Source organism: Erythrobacter sp. W36 (assembly GCF_057364935.1).
Genome location: NZ_CP200281.1, coordinates 2,801,861 through 2,816,834, shown reverse-complemented (window position 1 = coordinate 2,816,834; position 14,974 = coordinate 2,801,861). Strand labels below are relative to the sequence as shown.

Sequence of the window (14,974 nt, the reverse complement as noted above, 5' to 3'; positions counted from 1 at the left end):
GCCATGCGGATTTTGAGAGATTTTCGGGTATGTCCGTGAGTCGAAACTTTCTGGTTTCAATCTTTGCCGCTCTTGCGGTGTGGTGCGTGACTCTGACGTTTCTTTCTCCCATTTTTTGGGCTGGAGGGGTGATGTTCCTCGCTGCTCTTTTTATGGTGGGTAGTAATGAAATTGGATCAATCAATAAGCGCGATACAACGCTGTTGTTCCTCATATTCGTTTTGTTGATGATTCAGTTTTCATGGGGGTATCTCAATGAATACTACAATCTAAGGCAGCTTTTGTTTGTCGCGTTTAGCGCAGTTCTCGCCATGGCGATTAGTAAAATAAGGGCCTCGGTCGAAGTCGCTTGGTTACCTTTTTACATAACTGGAGGTTTGCTTTTACTGTTGATCCTATCTGGGATTGACCCGGAGAGGGTGTTGGTTCGCAACTCACGTAACTTCCTTTCAGTCGTTATGCTTGGGTTATTTGCTTCTGCGATCGTGCTCTCGAAGCCGCCACAAGTGAGCAAAAATCATATTTTGGCCGCCTTCTTGACGATCGTGATTTCAGTCCTGAGCGAGGGACGAGCTGGGATCATCGCTTCTGTATTATTGATGGTACTCGTTCTAGCTAAAGGGGCGCTGGATGAACGTCGCGTGGTCTCCAGCGTCATCCGGAATGCCATTCTGGTAACCGTTTTGATGATATTGCTAGCTGCAGTGGCTGACTCCTTGCTGGAGCTGGTACCTAGATTGCGTAATCGCGGCCTGCATGACTTTTCTCGTATGACGATTAACTTGATGTACTTCCAAGGGATATCGTTTTCGGAGTTCATTTTTGGCCGGAATTATTTCGAGATATTTTTTCTGCAGAAATTTGGCTACAATCTGCACAACTCGTATTTGGCGGCGTGGGCGAACCTCGGCATTGCGTACCTTGGCCTAATTGCTTTTTGCCTACTTAAATCCGTCCTAAAAAGGCGCGAATGGCCATTTTTTTGGATTGTTTTGTTTTGCCTAGGCCTTCGAGCTACTACCGACGTTCAGATGCTCGGCGCAAAATACGACTACCTATTTTTGACTATGCTCTTTCTGGGACATCGGCATGTGCCAAATCTAATGCGATCGAAAGTGAAGCCTGACCATGCCGCATAAGCCAATAGACTTTTTCATCCTAGGTGCGCCGAAGTGTGCGACGACCGCTTTAGCCACCTATTTGGATCACCACTCACAGGTCGAAATCTCTAAGCCGAAGGAGCCACATTTCTTCGATGCACATTACACCGAAGACAAGCAGGCTTATGAGGCAAGATATTTCTCCAGTTCTAACAATGTAATAGCCCGAGGGGAAGCCACTCCAAGTTATTTGATGGTGCCTTGGGTGGCGAAAAGGATCGCGCAGTACAATCCGCGGGCCAAGCTTATTGTCTGTTTAAGAGATCCAGTTGGTCGAGCATTTTCCTCATGGTGGATGCTGTATTCACGAGGTCTCGAAAAATTGGATTTTGCTGAAGCGATCCGCGCGGAGCATGATCAAGGCAGCATATTTGATCAACCAGTAGCTCAGGAGCTATGGACTGCACAGATTGATGCGATTGCCAAAGGCAAGGAGTTGCCAGTTAGAACTTATTTGGCGGCGGGGGATTACGCCAAACATTTGGCGCGTTACATGGATCTGTTCCCGCGGGAACAGATCCATTTGGTTCTAAGCTCTCGGCTAAAGTCCCAACGGCAATGCGAACTTGAGCAGGCCTATCGCTTTTTATCAGTAGATCCACCGTCCGCTCCTTTGCAAGACGAGGGTCCAGTCAATGCAGCTTACGGCGCGAACGCTAGAAAAGTCTTACGCCTCGCTCAGAAGCTGAATTTGATGCAGTTTCGCTCAATAGTGCCCAATGCTCTGAGGGAACCGATCAAAGCGCGCTTGTCGAAAATGGGCAAGCCGCCGCAAATCGATGATCAGACACGATCTTACCTTAAGGGCCACTTTGAAGCTGGAATCTCTGCGCTCGAGGCGCAATGGCAGTTGGACCTAGCTGAATGGCGGAAGTAGTCTGGCCTTATGCGGCTTCACGTGTTTGCTCATCACCTAGAGGCTTTCTCAATGGGATGCCTGTTTGGAGTTTTCGGGGCGCCCCTGCACGTTTAATGATTGCGCTAATCTGGGTAGGCTTAACACATTCCTCGCCTGATTCAGCAAGGCAAAATTGTCAAAAAAATAGGGTTCACAAATGGTCGATTGGCTAAAGTCTCTATCGACTCTGAACCGGCGCAGTAAGGTCGCTCTGCAAGTTCTTGTTGACTTATTCCTGATTGTTTTGTCGTTTAATGTAGGCATGCTCATTCGCCTGGAGAGCTTTGAATATCTGGCGAATGACCGGCTCTGGCTGCCCCTCGCCTTCGCAACTGTCGCCACTATCGCGACGTTTCGTATCACTGGTCTCTACAAGTCATTGGTTAGATTTGTGACCAGCCAAATAATGGTCTCGATCAGCAAGGGTGCGCTGGTTTTCGCCGCAGTCATATTGATAACCAACTACCTGACAGTCGCGGGCCTCCCGCGTTCAGTGCCCATCATTTCTATCGGTCTCATTGTCTTAACAGTTGGTGGTCTGCGCTTTTTCGTCAGACAGATTATTCGCATGCCAATGCAAGTCATTAAGCAGCCTGTTGTCATTTATGGCGCGCGCGACGCAGGCCTCGAGGTGCTTAATTCACTGACTTACGGACGCGATTACGTCCCAGTCGCGTTTGTGGATGATGATCCGAACTTGCAAGGTCTAACGGTGGGCGGATTGCGTGTCCATGCGCCATCGAAGATGCCGAAACTGGCAGAGAAGTATCCGCTGCAGGCGATTTTGCTTGCGATGCCAAATCTTAGCAATGCTCGCCGCCGTGAGATATTCCGTGAGCTGGAAGACCTTCATTTGGAGGTCAAGACGGTACCTGGGTTATCTGATATTATCAGTGGGAAGGCGCAGATATCGGATTTGCGCAACGTGACCGCTGAAGACTTGTTGGGACGCGATCCTGTTGCTCCAGATAAAGAACTTCTTTCTCAGAACGTTGTAGGAAAAGTGGTCATGGTTACGGGCGGTGGTGGCTCAATTGGTAGTGAGCTTTGCTTAGCAAATACTTTTGCAAAACCCCAAGGCGTTGATCATCTATGAGATGTCCGAGTTTGCATTGTATGCTATAGATGCTGAGCTAGCAGACAATGCGAAACGTAACGACATAAGCGCCAAAATCGTTCCAGTGCTTGGATCTGTTCAGCATGCGAAGCGGTTGCAGGCGGTGATCGAGCAATTTGATGTGCAAACTGTCTACCACGCAGCGGCCTACAAGCACGTCCCTCTTGTGGAAGACAACATGGTCGAGGGCATCCGGAACAACGTTTTCGGAACTTTGGCCATTGCCACGATTGCACAAGATTCCGGTGTTGAGAACTTCATCCTGATTTCGACTGATAAAGCGGTGCGGCCCACCAACGTCATGGGCGCGACCAAACGAATTGCTGAGCTGATTTGCCAAGCATTGTCGGAAAAAGGTGGCGCGACCACCTACTCAATGGTTCGCTTTGGTAATGTACTGGGCTCTTCTGGCTCGGTGATACCACGCTTTCAGTCTCAGATTGATAGCGGTGGTCCAGTGACGGTGACGCACCGCGACATTAACCGCTATTTCATGACGATCTCTGAGGCGTCCCAACTGGTCATTCAGGCCGGAGCTTTGGCTAAAGGCGGGGACGTTTTTGTCCTGGATATGGGTGAGCCCATCAAGATCGTCGACCTCGCCATAAGTATGATCAAGCTCCATGGTCTTTCGCATTACTTCATGGACAGCCCTTCTGATGTTCAGAATGGCAAAGGTGAAATTCCCATCTGTTTTACGGGTCTGCGGAAAGGGGAAAAATTGTACGAAGAATTGCTCATCGGCAATGATCCTAAGCCGACGCAGCATTCCCGAATAATGACCGCATCAGAAGTCAGTCTACCTCGTGAAACGCTGGATCTTATGCTCGACAAGCTTTTGGCGGCCTGCGAGGCTTTTTCTCAACAAGAGATTATCGATATATTATTGGAACTGCCGTTGGACTATCAACCGCGCAATGCTGATACCCGCGGCGCAGTAACAGACGCTCTCGCCCAAGAAGCAGAAAACGCGCCAGCAAAATAGGATGAATAAGCCTCCCAGTAGGGAAGAAGATACTCTCAAGTTGACGGTCTTAGGAAAGTAAGCTGAGAGTTCTATCAATCACCTCGGTGAATTCTGCATCAGACATGTCACTCCCTGAGGGGAGACAAAGGCCGGTTTCGAACAGCTTCTCATCAAATCCTGCACCGTGGTATGTCGTACCTCGGTAAATCGGTTGCATGTGCATGGGTTTCCATAAGGGTCGCGACTCGATTTCGTGCTCAAGAAGCATCAACCGGACCTCTTCTCGGGTCACGCCTGTTACATCGGGGTCAATCGTTAAAGTTGTCAGCCAGCGAGTTCCTCGACACCCCTCTGGTTCTGGCATGAACTGCACGCCGCTTCTTGTTAGTGCCCGTTGGTATTGATCAAAAATCTCCCGTCGGCGCGCCACACGTTGATCGAGAACCTCAACCTGCCCCAAGCCGATCGCTGCGGATATGTTAGAAAGCCTGTAGTTGTATCCCACACTGGAGTGCTCGTAATGTGGCGCGGGATCCCTGGCTTGTGTCGCAAGGAAGCGTGCCCGCTCCGCCCATTCTGGGTGCCGGGTTACGAGCATGCCGCCACCGGACGTGGTAATTATCTTATTGCCGTTGAATGATAAAATCGCGGCGTCGCCGCCGGTGCCAGCCTTTCTAGATCCATCGAGCTCAGCACCAAAACTCTCTGCAGAATCGACAATAAGGCGAACGCCGTATTTGGCAGATAGGGCCTCCAAAGCTGTTAGATTTACGCTTTGTCCGTAAAGGTCGGTGGGAACGATAGCTTTTGGGAGGCGACCTTCCATGGCGGCCAATTCCAGCTCATTTGCCAATATATCGCAATTTATTGTCCATGTTGCTGGGTCCAAATCAAAGAAGCGCGGCTTTGCTCCGAGATAGGTAATCGGGAATACTCCGCCGGCGAAGGTCATCGAAGACACCCAAACTTCGTCGTCAGGCCCAACTCCAGCAACCATCAACGCGAGGTGCAACGCTGCTGTACCTGAAGACAGGCCAACACAGCATAGCCCGCCGCCGAGATATTCCGATACGGCGGCCTCAAATTGATCCAATTGCGGGCCGAGCGGCGCTACAAAATTAGAGGCAAACGCCTCTTTCACATATATCTCTTCCTTCCCTGACATGTGAGGGCGAGATAGGAAAATTCGCATCGAACTGGTGTACTCCAATTACCTATATACCGCGCTAGGCGCTAGCTGCCCTCGATAAAGGAGCGGCGGTCACGAAGTCCTTCGGTCCTTGCACCTCATATTCGCAGGCTGACCAAGTTTGGGTGCCGCTATTGCCAATCGGCGGTTTCCGGCTTCGGCTACTACCATCTTTGGCCCAAAACAATGGTCAGCTTTAACGCAAGCTGCGGACGAAGAGTTGCAATGTGACGCCAGTCGGGGTCGCAATGCTCAAGGTTGGTTGAGAATAAGGTGGCGCTTTTCAGGTCTGATACAGCATTGTGCGGTGAAAAGTCTGTTTTAGGTCAAGCTGGGGAAGCGTGGAGCGCTAGGATGAGCCGTTGTCTTTAAAAACTTCGAGAAAATTTGCTTTCCCCAATGTGGCCCTCGGGATTGCTAGTACTTTGAGCGGTGAGCACTTTGCCGTTGCTGCTGACCAAGGCATGATGGTTCTATACCTCAACGAGCGAGGCACGGCTTTGCCATGCAAAGAAATGTGCTCCAGCCCAGCGCTTCATAAAATCGCTGGCCCGACCATTGTCTTGCAAAAATTCTCAGAGCTGGCGTCCCGCCTTTCCTATGCCGCCGACTTGAGCCATCATTTGCAGGTTGCCGAAGGAGATATCGTCACGATCCCTGACGTCGGTACTTACCGCGTGCTTTCACCAAATTCGAAGTTTCAGCACTTGGCACATATCGGTGCGGAGGTGTCGCTTGAGGTGCTGCCCACTGACGGTGTTCACGACATTAGAGCCTTTGGCGGTGTAGGCGACTATGACAATCTGAAGGAAAGCCCTGGGAAAGTTGCAGCTAAGGCCACGGACAATTTCCCAGCAATTCTTGCAGCTGCACAAGCATTCGAAAAACACTTGAAGCGCGGCATACTCGCTTTCGCTGATGGCGGAGATTACTGGGCGTCTAACATGCCGCGGTTCCGTGTGTCGGACTTCACGTTATGGATTGCGAAAGGCACCACCATACGCACGACCACACCAACATCTTTTGGGACAACAATCTACGCAGGCCAGACTGGCAAGACTAGAAACGTCAAAATTATGGGCGGAGGGTCGGTACGCAGTTACCTGCCTAATCTCGATACCCTAATGGCTTGGCAGCCGAATACACTGGTGGCCGCAGGGTCTTATGTCAAAACATCGGCAAATCACGCTTATTGGACGAGAGATGGCGGGATCACAGGTACATCGGAGCCAACTGCAATTGCTGGATCTGAGCGTGATGGAGTAGTTGATTGGCGTGACGCACTAAACGAGAATGGCATAAGTGTTCACGGCGAACAGGTGGAAGTCGTGGGCATGATCGTGCCTGAGGCATCGAACAAAGGGATTACCTGCCAGTCTCCGCCTTGGAGCAATATCTGGTTCGAGGGCAATATTATAGGCATGACTCATCATGACGGTATCGAACTCAAAGGTAACCAGGGAGTGGCAGGACAAGAGGCATTATTTGGGCAGCGGGGTGCGATAATTAAAAATGTTGTCGAAGATGCGGGGCGCCATGGTATTCATGTGCAGCAGCCAGCGGCCGGTACAAATAAGAACCGGCACGTAACGGTCCGAGACAACACAGTGCTAAAGAATGGCTACCGACATAGTGGTAAGCGCCATACTGCATTTCGTATAAATCGATGCATTGAACCGGTCGTAGTTGGAAATAGAGTTATGGATTCATCCGGCAACGGCTTTCATTTTCGCAAATGCGACTCAATTGTTGGTGATGTGTTTGTCGAGCGGTGCGGGGTTTACGGACTGCATCTACAAGAGTGCGATGGATTTAAATTTGAGAGAATTACCATCAATGGGGGGTCTGGAAAATTTGCCGCAATTAGGGAAATGAAAGCTCGAGGCTTTGGAAGTTACGGCAAAGTAGAAGTGCTTGGTGGCAATTACACTTATGCGTTCGAAGAAATAGGACGAGCAGGCCAGGTCCAGGCATCCAGCATCTCATTTGATGTTGGGGAACTTGGCGAAATAAGGGGCGTTGGACCGAAAATTGCGTCTTGATTGATCCGATTTGAGTCTGTTGACGTGAAGTGCTCGGAAAAAGTCTCTATAAGCGTGAGTGCCGGGCCCAATTCTGTCGCAGGGCTTCGACCTCTCGGCTGTGGCTGATTGTGCCGCCGTTTTGTGCGATTGAGCGAGGGCTGCGGGCCGGACGAAAGTCACCCTCTTACTGGCTTGACTGCCGCGAATTTGTCCTTACCGCCGAGCCTAGCATACTCAGGTGCAACATTTCAAAATTGGATATTTTGGGACGAGCGACTATGGGAACCAACTGTTATGGTTCGCAGCACGTTAGCACCATCTTCACGACGTAATTTCTAGGTTAAAAAGGCCATTTCGATGCTCGAGAATTCCACCATCCTTCTTACCGGCGGCACCGGGTCCTTTGGGCATGCCTTTGTCCCGCTAGCTTTAGAAAAATACAACCCCAAGAAACTGATCATTTTGTCGCGTGACGAGATGAAACAGTGGGAAATGGCGAAGAAGTTTCAGGGCGATTCTCGTCTTCGCTTCTTTATTGGCGATGTGCGCGATCGCGAGCGGATGTATCGTGCGCTTGATGGTGTGGATTATGTGGTGCACGCGGCGGCGACCAAGATCGTGCCGACGGCAGAATATAACCCGTTCGAGTGCATCAAAACCAACATAAATGGCGCAATGAATTTGATCGACGCCTGCATCGATCAAGGCGTGAAGCGCGTCGTAGCTCTGTCGACTGACAAAGCCTCAAGCCCAATTAATCTGTATGGCGCAACCAAGCTTGCGTCAGACAAATTGTTTGTCGCTGGCAATTCATATGCTGGAGAACACAATACGCGGTTTGCTGTTGTTCGTTATGGCAACGTCATGGGGTCACGCGGGTCCGTCATTCCATTCTTTATGTCGATCAAGGACTCTGGCGAGTTGCCCATCACGGATGACCGAATGACTCGTTTCATGATCTCTCTGGAAGAAGGGGTGGAATTGGTATTTCACGCTTTTCAAGACATGGTGGGCGGAGAGGTCTATGTGAAAAAGATCCCGTCGATGAAGGTGACTGAAGTCGCAGGCGTGATCGCACCAGACGCAAATCAGAAAATCGTTGGGATCAGGCCCGGCGAGAAGGTACATGAACAGATGATCGGTGTGGAGGATGCTCCCTACACATTTGAGTATCCTGAGCATTTCAAAATTCTACCCGCTATCCATGAGTGGTCTGAGGATCCTTATCGCATCAAAGATGGAGTGCGGGTGCCAGATGGATTTTCATACACGAGCGACAACAATTCGGACTGGATGAGTCGTGAGGCATTGGCCGAGTGGATCGCTGCTAATCGCGACAGAATTGGGGCAATCTGATGATCCCTTATGGGCGGCAAGACATCCGCAAAGAAGATATCGATGCGGTTGTAGATGTCCTAAAGTCTGATTTCCTCACGCAAGGACCAGCAGTCCCGCGTTTTGAAGAAGCCATAGCGAAGGCGGCTTCAGCACCTTACGCTGTCGCCATGAACAGTGCTACCTCGGCCTTGCACGTGGCCTGCGCTGCTCTCGACCTGGGTCCAGGTGATAGCCTTTGGACATCGCCCAACACTTTTGTCGCATCCGCTAATTGCGCTAGATATTGCAGCGCAGACGTTGATTTCGTTGATCTTGATCCAAGCACAGGAAACATGTGCGCGCAAAGATTTGAGGACAAGCTCGCGCTGGCGGAACGCGATGGCAAGCTTCCCAAAATCGTCGTGCCAGTCCACCTTGCCTAGCCAATCATGCGAAATGGACCGCATTGGCCAGCTGGCGAAGCGATATGGCGTTCGCGTTATCGAAGATGCCTCCCACGCTATTGGCGGTGCCTACCAAGGCAGACCGGTGGGTTCTTGTGAGCACAGCGATATAACGATCTTTAGCTTTCATCCGGTGAAAATTGTCACATCAGCAGAAGGCGGGGCAGCGGTCACTCGTGACGCTCAATTGGCCAATCGCATGGCCCGGTTGAGAAGCCATGGCATTACTCGTGATCCTTTGGAAATGACACACGAGCCTGATGGGCCCTGGTACTATCAGCAAATCGAGCTTGGATGGAATTACCGGATAACCGACGTCCAGGCTGCCTTGGGGACGCAACAAATGGCGCGTCTAGACCAATACGTGGCAAGGCGAAACGCGCTGGCTGACCGCTACGATGAGCTCTTGTTGGACACTCCCGTGGGGCTTCCTGGCAGGCAGGCTGACGCCCTTTCCGCCTTCCATCTCTACGTGGTCAGAGTGGAGGCAGACGTACATCGGCGTATTTTCGAAGGCCTGCGACAGCGGGGGGTGGGCGTGAACCTGCACTACATTCCAGTGCATCTGCAGCCTTACTATCGGCAGCTTGGATTTGGGGATGGAGATTTCCCTAATGCAGAGCGCTATTATGCTGAGGCGATTAGTATTCCGCTGTTCCCCACTATGACGGAAGAGATGCAAGACGAAGTTGTCCGGGCATTGCTTTCGGAGCTCGAATAGTGTCTTTGTGCGTCATACCTGCGCGAGGAGGAAGCAAGCGCATCCCCCACAAGAACATTAAAGAGTTTTGTGGGCGGCCAATGATTGCTTGGTCAATTGCTGCGGCCCTGGAAAGCGGCTGTTTTGAACGCGTCATCGTGTCGACTGACGACCAGGAAATTGCAGCGATTGCTAGGGGCGCAGGGGCAGAAGTTCCGTTTCTGAGGTCAGGCGAACTTGCGGATGACCATACTCCGACTCGTCCGGTAATGGCCGATGCCATCCAATCATTGGGTTTTCAGGGTTACGTATGTTGTCTTTATGCGACCGCGCCGTTTGTTACGCCGGAAGATTTGCGGCGAGGCAAAGAGCTGGTTCAAGCGGTCGGGGCGTCATACGCGATGTCTGTCACCAAGTTTGCGTTTCCGATACAGCGCGCCCTGCTTATGCAGCCGGACAATAGCGTAACGATGATGCAGCCAGAACACGTTGAAACACGCTCTCAAGACTTGGTCGAGGCGTGGCATGATGCAGGCCAATTTTATTGGGCGACCGCAGAGCAGTGGTGCACCCCCTCGCCAATATTTGCTTCCGGGGCAGTCGGCGTCTCTATACCAAGGTCTCGTGCTCAAGATATCGACACGCAGGAGGACTGGCAGTTCGCAGAATTGCTGTTTCGAGCCCAATCACTTGATGGGTGTGGAAGTGCCTCACCTGCCTGAAACCGCGCTCCTCAACAACGGCTTGGGTTGTCATCCTTCTACTGCTGACGTTGGCTTTGAAATGGTGCCTGTATAATGCAGGCTAAGCTACGCACAGCTTCGCTTCTGTTTCGATCCGCGGCATTGGGAGCGAAATTCGGTCTATTCTTTGTTTTGGCCATTTTTCTTGCTCCGGAGGAAGTCGGTGTTTTTGGCCTAGTCGCCGCAACCGTGAATTTCAGTCTCTACTTTCTCGGTATGGATTTTTACATCCACGCCAATCGCGAGTTTCGAGTAGGGGACCGAGACAAGCGAAAATTCGTCCTCGCACAGACGGCTCGGCTATTTGTCGTCACACATGCTGTGATGCTGCCCACATTTTTCCTATTGTTTCATTTCGAGGTTTTGCCCTGGAGGCTATTCCCTTTCGTCATTGCCTTGTCGGTATTGGAGCATATTTCGACCGAATTGTACCGGCTCTTGATCGCCTTTGGCCGCCCCGTTTTAGCCAGTTTTGGTTTTTTCCTCAGATTAGGTCTTTGGCCATTTGTCGCTGCGCTAGGATTCTTCCTGTTTCCGCAAATGCGCACTCTGGAAACAGTGATGTTTTTTTGGGCGATCGGAGCGGCATTGTCGATCATTACGCCAGCGATGTTTGTGGTGAGGTGGCCGCGGAGCATGCAAATCCCGGCTTTTGACTGGGGCTGGATTAAAGCGGGGCTCTACATCGCTTTGCCATTCCTACTCGGCACACTTTGCTTGAGGGGAATGCAGACCGTTGACCGCTACTTGTTTGATTTTCTTGTAGGGCCTGAGATTTTGGGCGCTTTCGTGCTTTTCTTAGGATTGGCGGGCGTTGTACCAGCGATGCTTCAGGCGGGCGTCTATTCGTTTGCATTGCCCGTTTTGTTATCGAGCGCTCATGATAAAGAGTGGGAGAAGTTTTCTGGCCAACTCAAAGAGCTTCGCACTGGCCTCATCATAGGCTCTGTGATCTTATCAGTCGGAGTTCTCATTGGCGCGAGACTGATGCTCATTTTTATCGACAATCCGGTCTATCTCGAAAATTTCTCCCTGCTGTTTTTCGCAGTAGCGGCCAATCTGCTGTTTGCGTTTTCAATGTACTTTCACTTGGCATTATATGCTTGTAAGAAAGACAACTTGCTGGCGCTCAGCCATGTGACTGGACTTGTCGCGTTTGGGCTGGGCACGATCGCATTCATCTCCGTTTCTATCTTTTACGCCGTGCCTTTTGGGTTGGTCTTTGGCAATTTCGCCATTTTGCTCACTAAATATCTATCATTCCGCAAGCACGATCCTCGTAAGGCAATTGCGAACGCAGAACCGGGCCCCGCAACAAATCAGAGAGAGCTATAGTTGTGCCGCAAAACGCCGGGGCCTTAGCGCGTGAGTATTCTGACATACTACGCTGGGAAATGGATAGCGGAGTTTACGACGCCTTGGTCGATGGGGTCCCCATTTGGCGCTTGATCCGCAATAGCTTCATCGTCAATCACACAGTCCGGCTCGGCCTCGATGAGCCGCATAGACGCGGTGACGCAGGCGTTAGCGGTGCTGCTGCTATAGCCTTCGGATCTTTGGCTTCACTGTGGGACTTGAAGAGTGTTCCAGCGGCTGAGGTGGCTTTCTGGGGCTTTGGTAGAAGACAGCTCACCGAGGCTGGTTATGTCGATCCATTTACTGACCCGGTCGGCGATTTTTTAACGCTAAAGGGCCTAAGCACCCTCTCATTTGAGCGCCCGCTTGAGGGCAGACATCTAGAACCCGCTGTCACTAGTAACCTCCGCAAATATGATGCTCCTAAAATCCTCTCCCGTGTCGCAGGGCGGCTTCCGAGCAAAATTTCGCCTAAGGACAAGGAAACCATCGCGGCATTGGCGAAATTGTTGGGCGATAAGTTCGATCGTCCATCGGCCAACGTACAAACGCTCCTTAGCCGGGAATTGAGGGCATTTCGTAGCGAGAAAAAGTCTGCTTTGCGTCTCTTAGCGAAAGTCCGACCAAAAGCAGTATTTGTGGTCAACCGTTGGATCAACAGCGGTGTCTTGGCTGCTTGTCGCGACATGGATATCCCATCTTATGAGTTTCAGCACGGAGTGGTTGGTTCGATCGGTTTTAAGTATGAAACGCCTTATTGCGCGGGCATCGATCCTAGCGGCTTTTTGACCTTCGGGTCGGAGTGGTTGGACAAGGGCTGGGGACTTCCTCAAGGGCGAGTGTTCAATGCTGGGGCGCCGAATATCTGGACCCAGCGCGCTCAGCGCGCGGCAATGCCCAGTGGGCGAAAAATCTTGCTGGTCTCTCAGCCTAATTTGGCTGACCAACTCAATCAGGCATTTGTTGAGATTTGCTCCAATATGCCTGCACAGGAATTCGTTTTGCGAGTTCACCCGCAGGACAGACGCGACCTCAACAGGCGTTACTCTTGCCTCGCTTTGCCGAATGTTTCTGCTGGCTCGGCTGGCCTCGCGCTATACGATCAGTTTGCCGACTGTCAGGCTGTTGTGGGCCAAGATTCTACAGTCCTTTTTGAAGCGTCATTCTTCAATCTCAAGGTGGGCCTGCTGTCGCTACCGGGTGCGCTGCAAAATGGACTGCGCGAGCGAATAGGCGATCATAACTTCTTCGACGCAAGCAATGCCCAGCTTGTCGCAGAAATGCTTAATTCGCCTCGCGAAGCGGAGGCGCGGGATGGCAATGGCTTCTTTGACCCCTTGCAAAGCGCGATTTTGATGCAGCTGGTCAACAAGGAAAAACCGCAGGAAGGCTCGCTTGTCTAGCCATGAAAGCACTCGTATCTGGGCGCCAGATGACGATTTCGAGGACAGCCCCAATTTAGGCGGTGGTCTCACGCACCTTGCGCTGAATCAAAAGCGGGGTATTGCTGAATGGCGTTGGCCAGAACTGCTCGGTCGGCTTACATTGTTTAATCCTTCCGCAGCTCATTTTAGATCTGAGACCTTTTGATGCGTGCCGTTTGTCTATGACTTCTAACATGATTTGCTGGTTTTCGTGATCGACTATCGACGCAACGCTATGGCGCTTCCCGTCGTGACACTTGCGCTGTTCGCGATGACTTTGGCCGTGCTCGGTGGCAGCTCTCGCACAGATCCAGTGCAATTAATCGCACTGCGCCCTCTTGCCGCCCTATTCTTGATCCCTGCCCTCTATTGGTTTGAACGGGGCGAGATCAAGCGAGTGAGGGTATTGGCGACATTGCTCGTCGCTTTGATCGGTTGGACCCTCTTGCAGCTTATCCCTCTTCCCCCGGGGCTCTGGACTGCTCTTGCCGGGCGTGAAGAAGTTGCCGCATTGGATGCTGCCTTGGGGCTGGAGGATAACTGGCGGCCCATATCAATGGCACCTGCGAGGGGATGGAATGCCGCAGCCGGCCTGATTGTCCCATTTGCAGCACTGATGGTGGCTCTTGCGGCTAAGGCGAATTCGCGGCTTCTGTTGGTCGTCATTGGGAGCCTAGGTGTTCTTGATGCGATTCTCGGCGTCGCTCAAGTGATTGATGGATCCAATAGCGCGCTTTATTTTTATCAATATAGCAACAGAGGGGCGCCAGTCGGGATTTTCGCCAACGAAAACCATTCCGCGGCTTTTTCCGCTTGCGCATTGTTAGTGGTCACTAAACTGTCTCTTGATGAGCCGAACGCAAGGCGGCGAGGGCTTGCCAGGGTAGGCTATCCTGCCGCAGCGCTTATCATAGTGTTGGCGGCCCTGATTAGCGGGTCGCGAGGCGGGATCATCTTTGTGTTCTTCGCAGGTATAACAGCAGCTGCGATGATCTTTTTTGCGAGTTGGCAGCCTGGGAAAGGTGGGCGGTCGCGCCGCAAGCCGCACCAGGAAAGTATCGCTCGCAAGCGGCGGTTGTTTGTGGGCATCGGCATCTTGATGATGGCATTCGTGCCGGTCATTTTTCTGCTTTTTGATCGCGTTCCAGCGTTCTCCGATATTCTGAGTAAGGACCCATTCGAAGATCTTCGTTGGGAAATATGGCCAGCACTGACTGAGATGATCAACACCTATTGGCTGTTTGGTGCTGGCTTTGGCGCATTTGAACAACTCTATCACATTTACGAACCCACCAGTCTATTGATGCCAAAATATGTCAATCAGGCGCACAATGATTGGGCGCAGCTCGTAATCGAAGGCGGTGTGCTTAGCGATTGTTATTCTCGTTTTGGCCCTCCGTTGGGTTTTTCAGTCCATTATCCAAATCTTGGAGAACCAGCGAACCGGCATTTCATCGGCTATTTTCTGGGTAGCCATCTTCTCGATCATTGCGTTCGCGTCTTTGTTCGACTACCCGTTGCGCGCCCCTGCGTTCCAGGCAATTGGGGTTTGGTTCTTAATGGCCATCGGGTTCGAGCGCGAGTGGGCTGACAAAGGAAAATCGCCTTCTAAGAA

At 51.6% G+C, this 14,974-nt stretch carries 13 protein-coding genes; 12 read left to right on the top strand and 1 reads right to left on the bottom strand.

Annotation, left to right across the window (positions count from 1 at the left end; genetic code table 11):
* The first annotated feature begins 29 nt into the window (after positions 1-29).
* The 4 genes from AC0V6U_RS13805 to AC0V6U_RS13790 all read left to right on the top strand — a co-directional run bounded on the left by AC0V6U_RS13805 (position 30) and on the right by AC0V6U_RS13790 (position 4,160).
* Positions 30-1,139 carry an O-antigen ligase family protein gene (locus AC0V6U_RS13805; RefSeq protein WP_486169499.1) on the top strand — a complete coding sequence of 370 codons (1,110 nt, stop codon included), beginning with the start codon at positions 30-32 and terminating at the stop codon, positions 1,137-1,139.
* Positions 1,129-2,037 carry a sulfotransferase domain-containing protein gene (locus AC0V6U_RS13800; protein WP_472643709.1) on the top strand — a complete coding sequence of 303 codons (909 nt, stop codon included), beginning with the start codon at positions 1,129-1,131 and terminating at the stop codon, positions 2,035-2,037. The genes AC0V6U_RS13805 and AC0V6U_RS13800 overlap by 11 nt, the downstream gene beginning before the upstream one ends.
* Before the next feature lie 178 nt (positions 2,038-2,215).
* Positions 2,216-3,154 carry a nucleoside-diphosphate sugar epimerase/dehydratase gene (locus tag AC0V6U_RS13795; protein ID WP_472643708.1) on the top strand — a complete coding sequence of 313 codons (939 nt, stop codon included), beginning with the start codon at positions 2,216-2,218 and terminating at the stop codon, positions 3,152-3,154.
* Complete coding sequence (locus AC0V6U_RS13790) at positions 3,123-4,160, top strand: UDP-N-acetylglucosamine 4,6-dehydratase family protein (RefSeq protein WP_486169498.1); 1,038 nt, start codon at positions 3,123-3,125, stop codon at positions 4,158-4,160. Before AC0V6U_RS13795 ends, AC0V6U_RS13790 begins: the two co-directional genes overlap by 32 nt.
* A gap of 49 nt (positions 4,161-4,209) precedes the next feature.
* Here the strand turns inward: AC0V6U_RS13790 and AC0V6U_RS13785 are convergent, their stop codons facing one another.
* Positions 4,210-5,307 (bottom strand): DegT/DnrJ/EryC1/StrS family aminotransferase, encoded by a 1,098-nt coding sequence (locus AC0V6U_RS13785; protein WP_472643706.1) that lies wholly within the window; start codon positions 5,305-5,307, stop codon positions 4,210-4,212.
* 386 nt (positions 5,308-5,693) lie between these two features.
* On the opposite strand from AC0V6U_RS13785, the gene AC0V6U_RS13780 reads away from it, so the two are divergent.
* The 8 genes from AC0V6U_RS13780 to AC0V6U_RS13745 all read left to right on the top strand — a co-directional run bounded on the left by AC0V6U_RS13780 (position 5,694) and on the right by AC0V6U_RS13745 (position 14,950).
* Positions 5,694-7,373: a right-handed parallel beta-helix repeat-containing protein gene (locus AC0V6U_RS13780; protein ID WP_472643705.1), complete on the top strand. Its 1,680-nt coding sequence runs from the start codon at positions 5,694-5,696 to the stop codon at positions 7,371-7,373.
* A 339-nt stretch (positions 7,374-7,712) separates the two neighbouring features.
* Positions 7,713-8,711, top strand: a complete 999-nt coding sequence (gene pseB, locus AC0V6U_RS13775) for a UDP-N-acetylglucosamine 4,6-dehydratase (inverting) (RefSeq protein ID WP_472643704.1) — start codon at positions 7,713-7,715, stop codon at positions 8,709-8,711.
* Complete coding sequence (locus tag AC0V6U_RS13770) at positions 8,711-9,115, top strand: aminotransferase class I/II-fold pyridoxal phosphate-dependent enzyme (protein WP_472643703.1); 405 nt, start codon at positions 8,711-8,713, stop codon at positions 9,113-9,115. The genes pseB and AC0V6U_RS13770 overlap by 1 nt, the downstream gene beginning before the upstream one ends.
* A gap of 13 nt (positions 9,116-9,128) precedes the next feature.
* Complete coding sequence (locus AC0V6U_RS13765; protein ID WP_472643702.1) at positions 9,129-9,857, top strand: DegT/DnrJ/EryC1/StrS family aminotransferase; 729 nt, start codon at positions 9,129-9,131, stop codon at positions 9,855-9,857.
* Positions 9,857-10,558, top strand: a complete 702-nt coding sequence (gene pseF / locus AC0V6U_RS13760; protein WP_472643701.1) for a pseudaminic acid cytidylyltransferase — start codon at positions 9,857-9,859, stop codon at positions 10,556-10,558. Before AC0V6U_RS13765 ends, pseF begins: the two co-directional genes overlap by 1 nt.
* Before the next feature lie 75 nt (positions 10,559-10,633).
* A complete protein-coding gene (locus AC0V6U_RS13755) occupies positions 10,634-11,914 on the top strand; it encodes a lipopolysaccharide biosynthesis protein (RefSeq protein ID WP_472643700.1) in 1,281 nt (426 codons plus the stop codon).
* A gap of 110 nt (positions 11,915-12,024) precedes the next feature.
* Entirely contained in the window at positions 12,025-13,338 is a 1,314-nt protein-coding gene (locus AC0V6U_RS13750; RefSeq protein ID WP_472643699.1) for a hypothetical protein, read from the top strand.
* A gap of 220 nt (positions 13,339-13,558) precedes the next feature.
* Positions 13,559-14,950 (top strand): O-antigen ligase family protein, encoded by a 1,392-nt coding sequence (locus AC0V6U_RS13745; protein WP_472643698.1) that lies wholly within the window; start codon positions 13,559-13,561, stop codon positions 14,948-14,950.
* Positions 14,951-14,974 lie beyond the last annotated feature (24 nt).

What these genes read in the sequence shown, in the direction of transcription:
- AC0V6U_RS13765 (WP_472643702.1), top strand. Translation starts at nt 9,129, where the DNA reads ATGGACCGCATTGGCCAGCTGGCGAAGCGATATGGCGTTCGCGTTATC.
- AC0V6U_RS13795 (WP_472643708.1), top strand. Translation starts at nt 2,216, where the DNA reads ATGGTCGATTGGCTAAAGTCTCTATCGACTCTGAACCGGCGCAGTAAG.
- AC0V6U_RS13800 (WP_472643709.1), top strand. Translation starts at nt 1,129, where the DNA reads ATGCCGCATAAGCCAATAGACTTTTTCATCCTAGGTGCGCCGAAGTGT.
- AC0V6U_RS13770 (WP_472643703.1), top strand. Translation starts at nt 8,711, where the DNA reads ATGATCCCTTATGGGCGGCAAGACATCCGCAAAGAAGATATCGATGCG.
- pseB (WP_472643704.1), top strand. Translation starts at nt 7,713, where the DNA reads ATGCTCGAGAATTCCACCATCCTTCTTACCGGCGGCACCGGGTCCTTT.
- AC0V6U_RS13755 (WP_472643700.1), top strand. Translation starts at nt 10,634, where the DNA reads ATGCAGGCTAAGCTACGCACAGCTTCGCTTCTGTTTCGATCCGCGGCA.
- AC0V6U_RS13805 (WP_486169499.1), top strand. Translation starts at nt 30, where the DNA reads ATGTCCGTGAGTCGAAACTTTCTGGTTTCAATCTTTGCCGCTCTTGCG.
- AC0V6U_RS13785 (WP_472643706.1), bottom strand. Translation starts at nt 5,307, where the DNA reads ATGTCAGGGAAGGAAGAGATATATGTGAAAGAGGCGTTTGCCTCTAAT.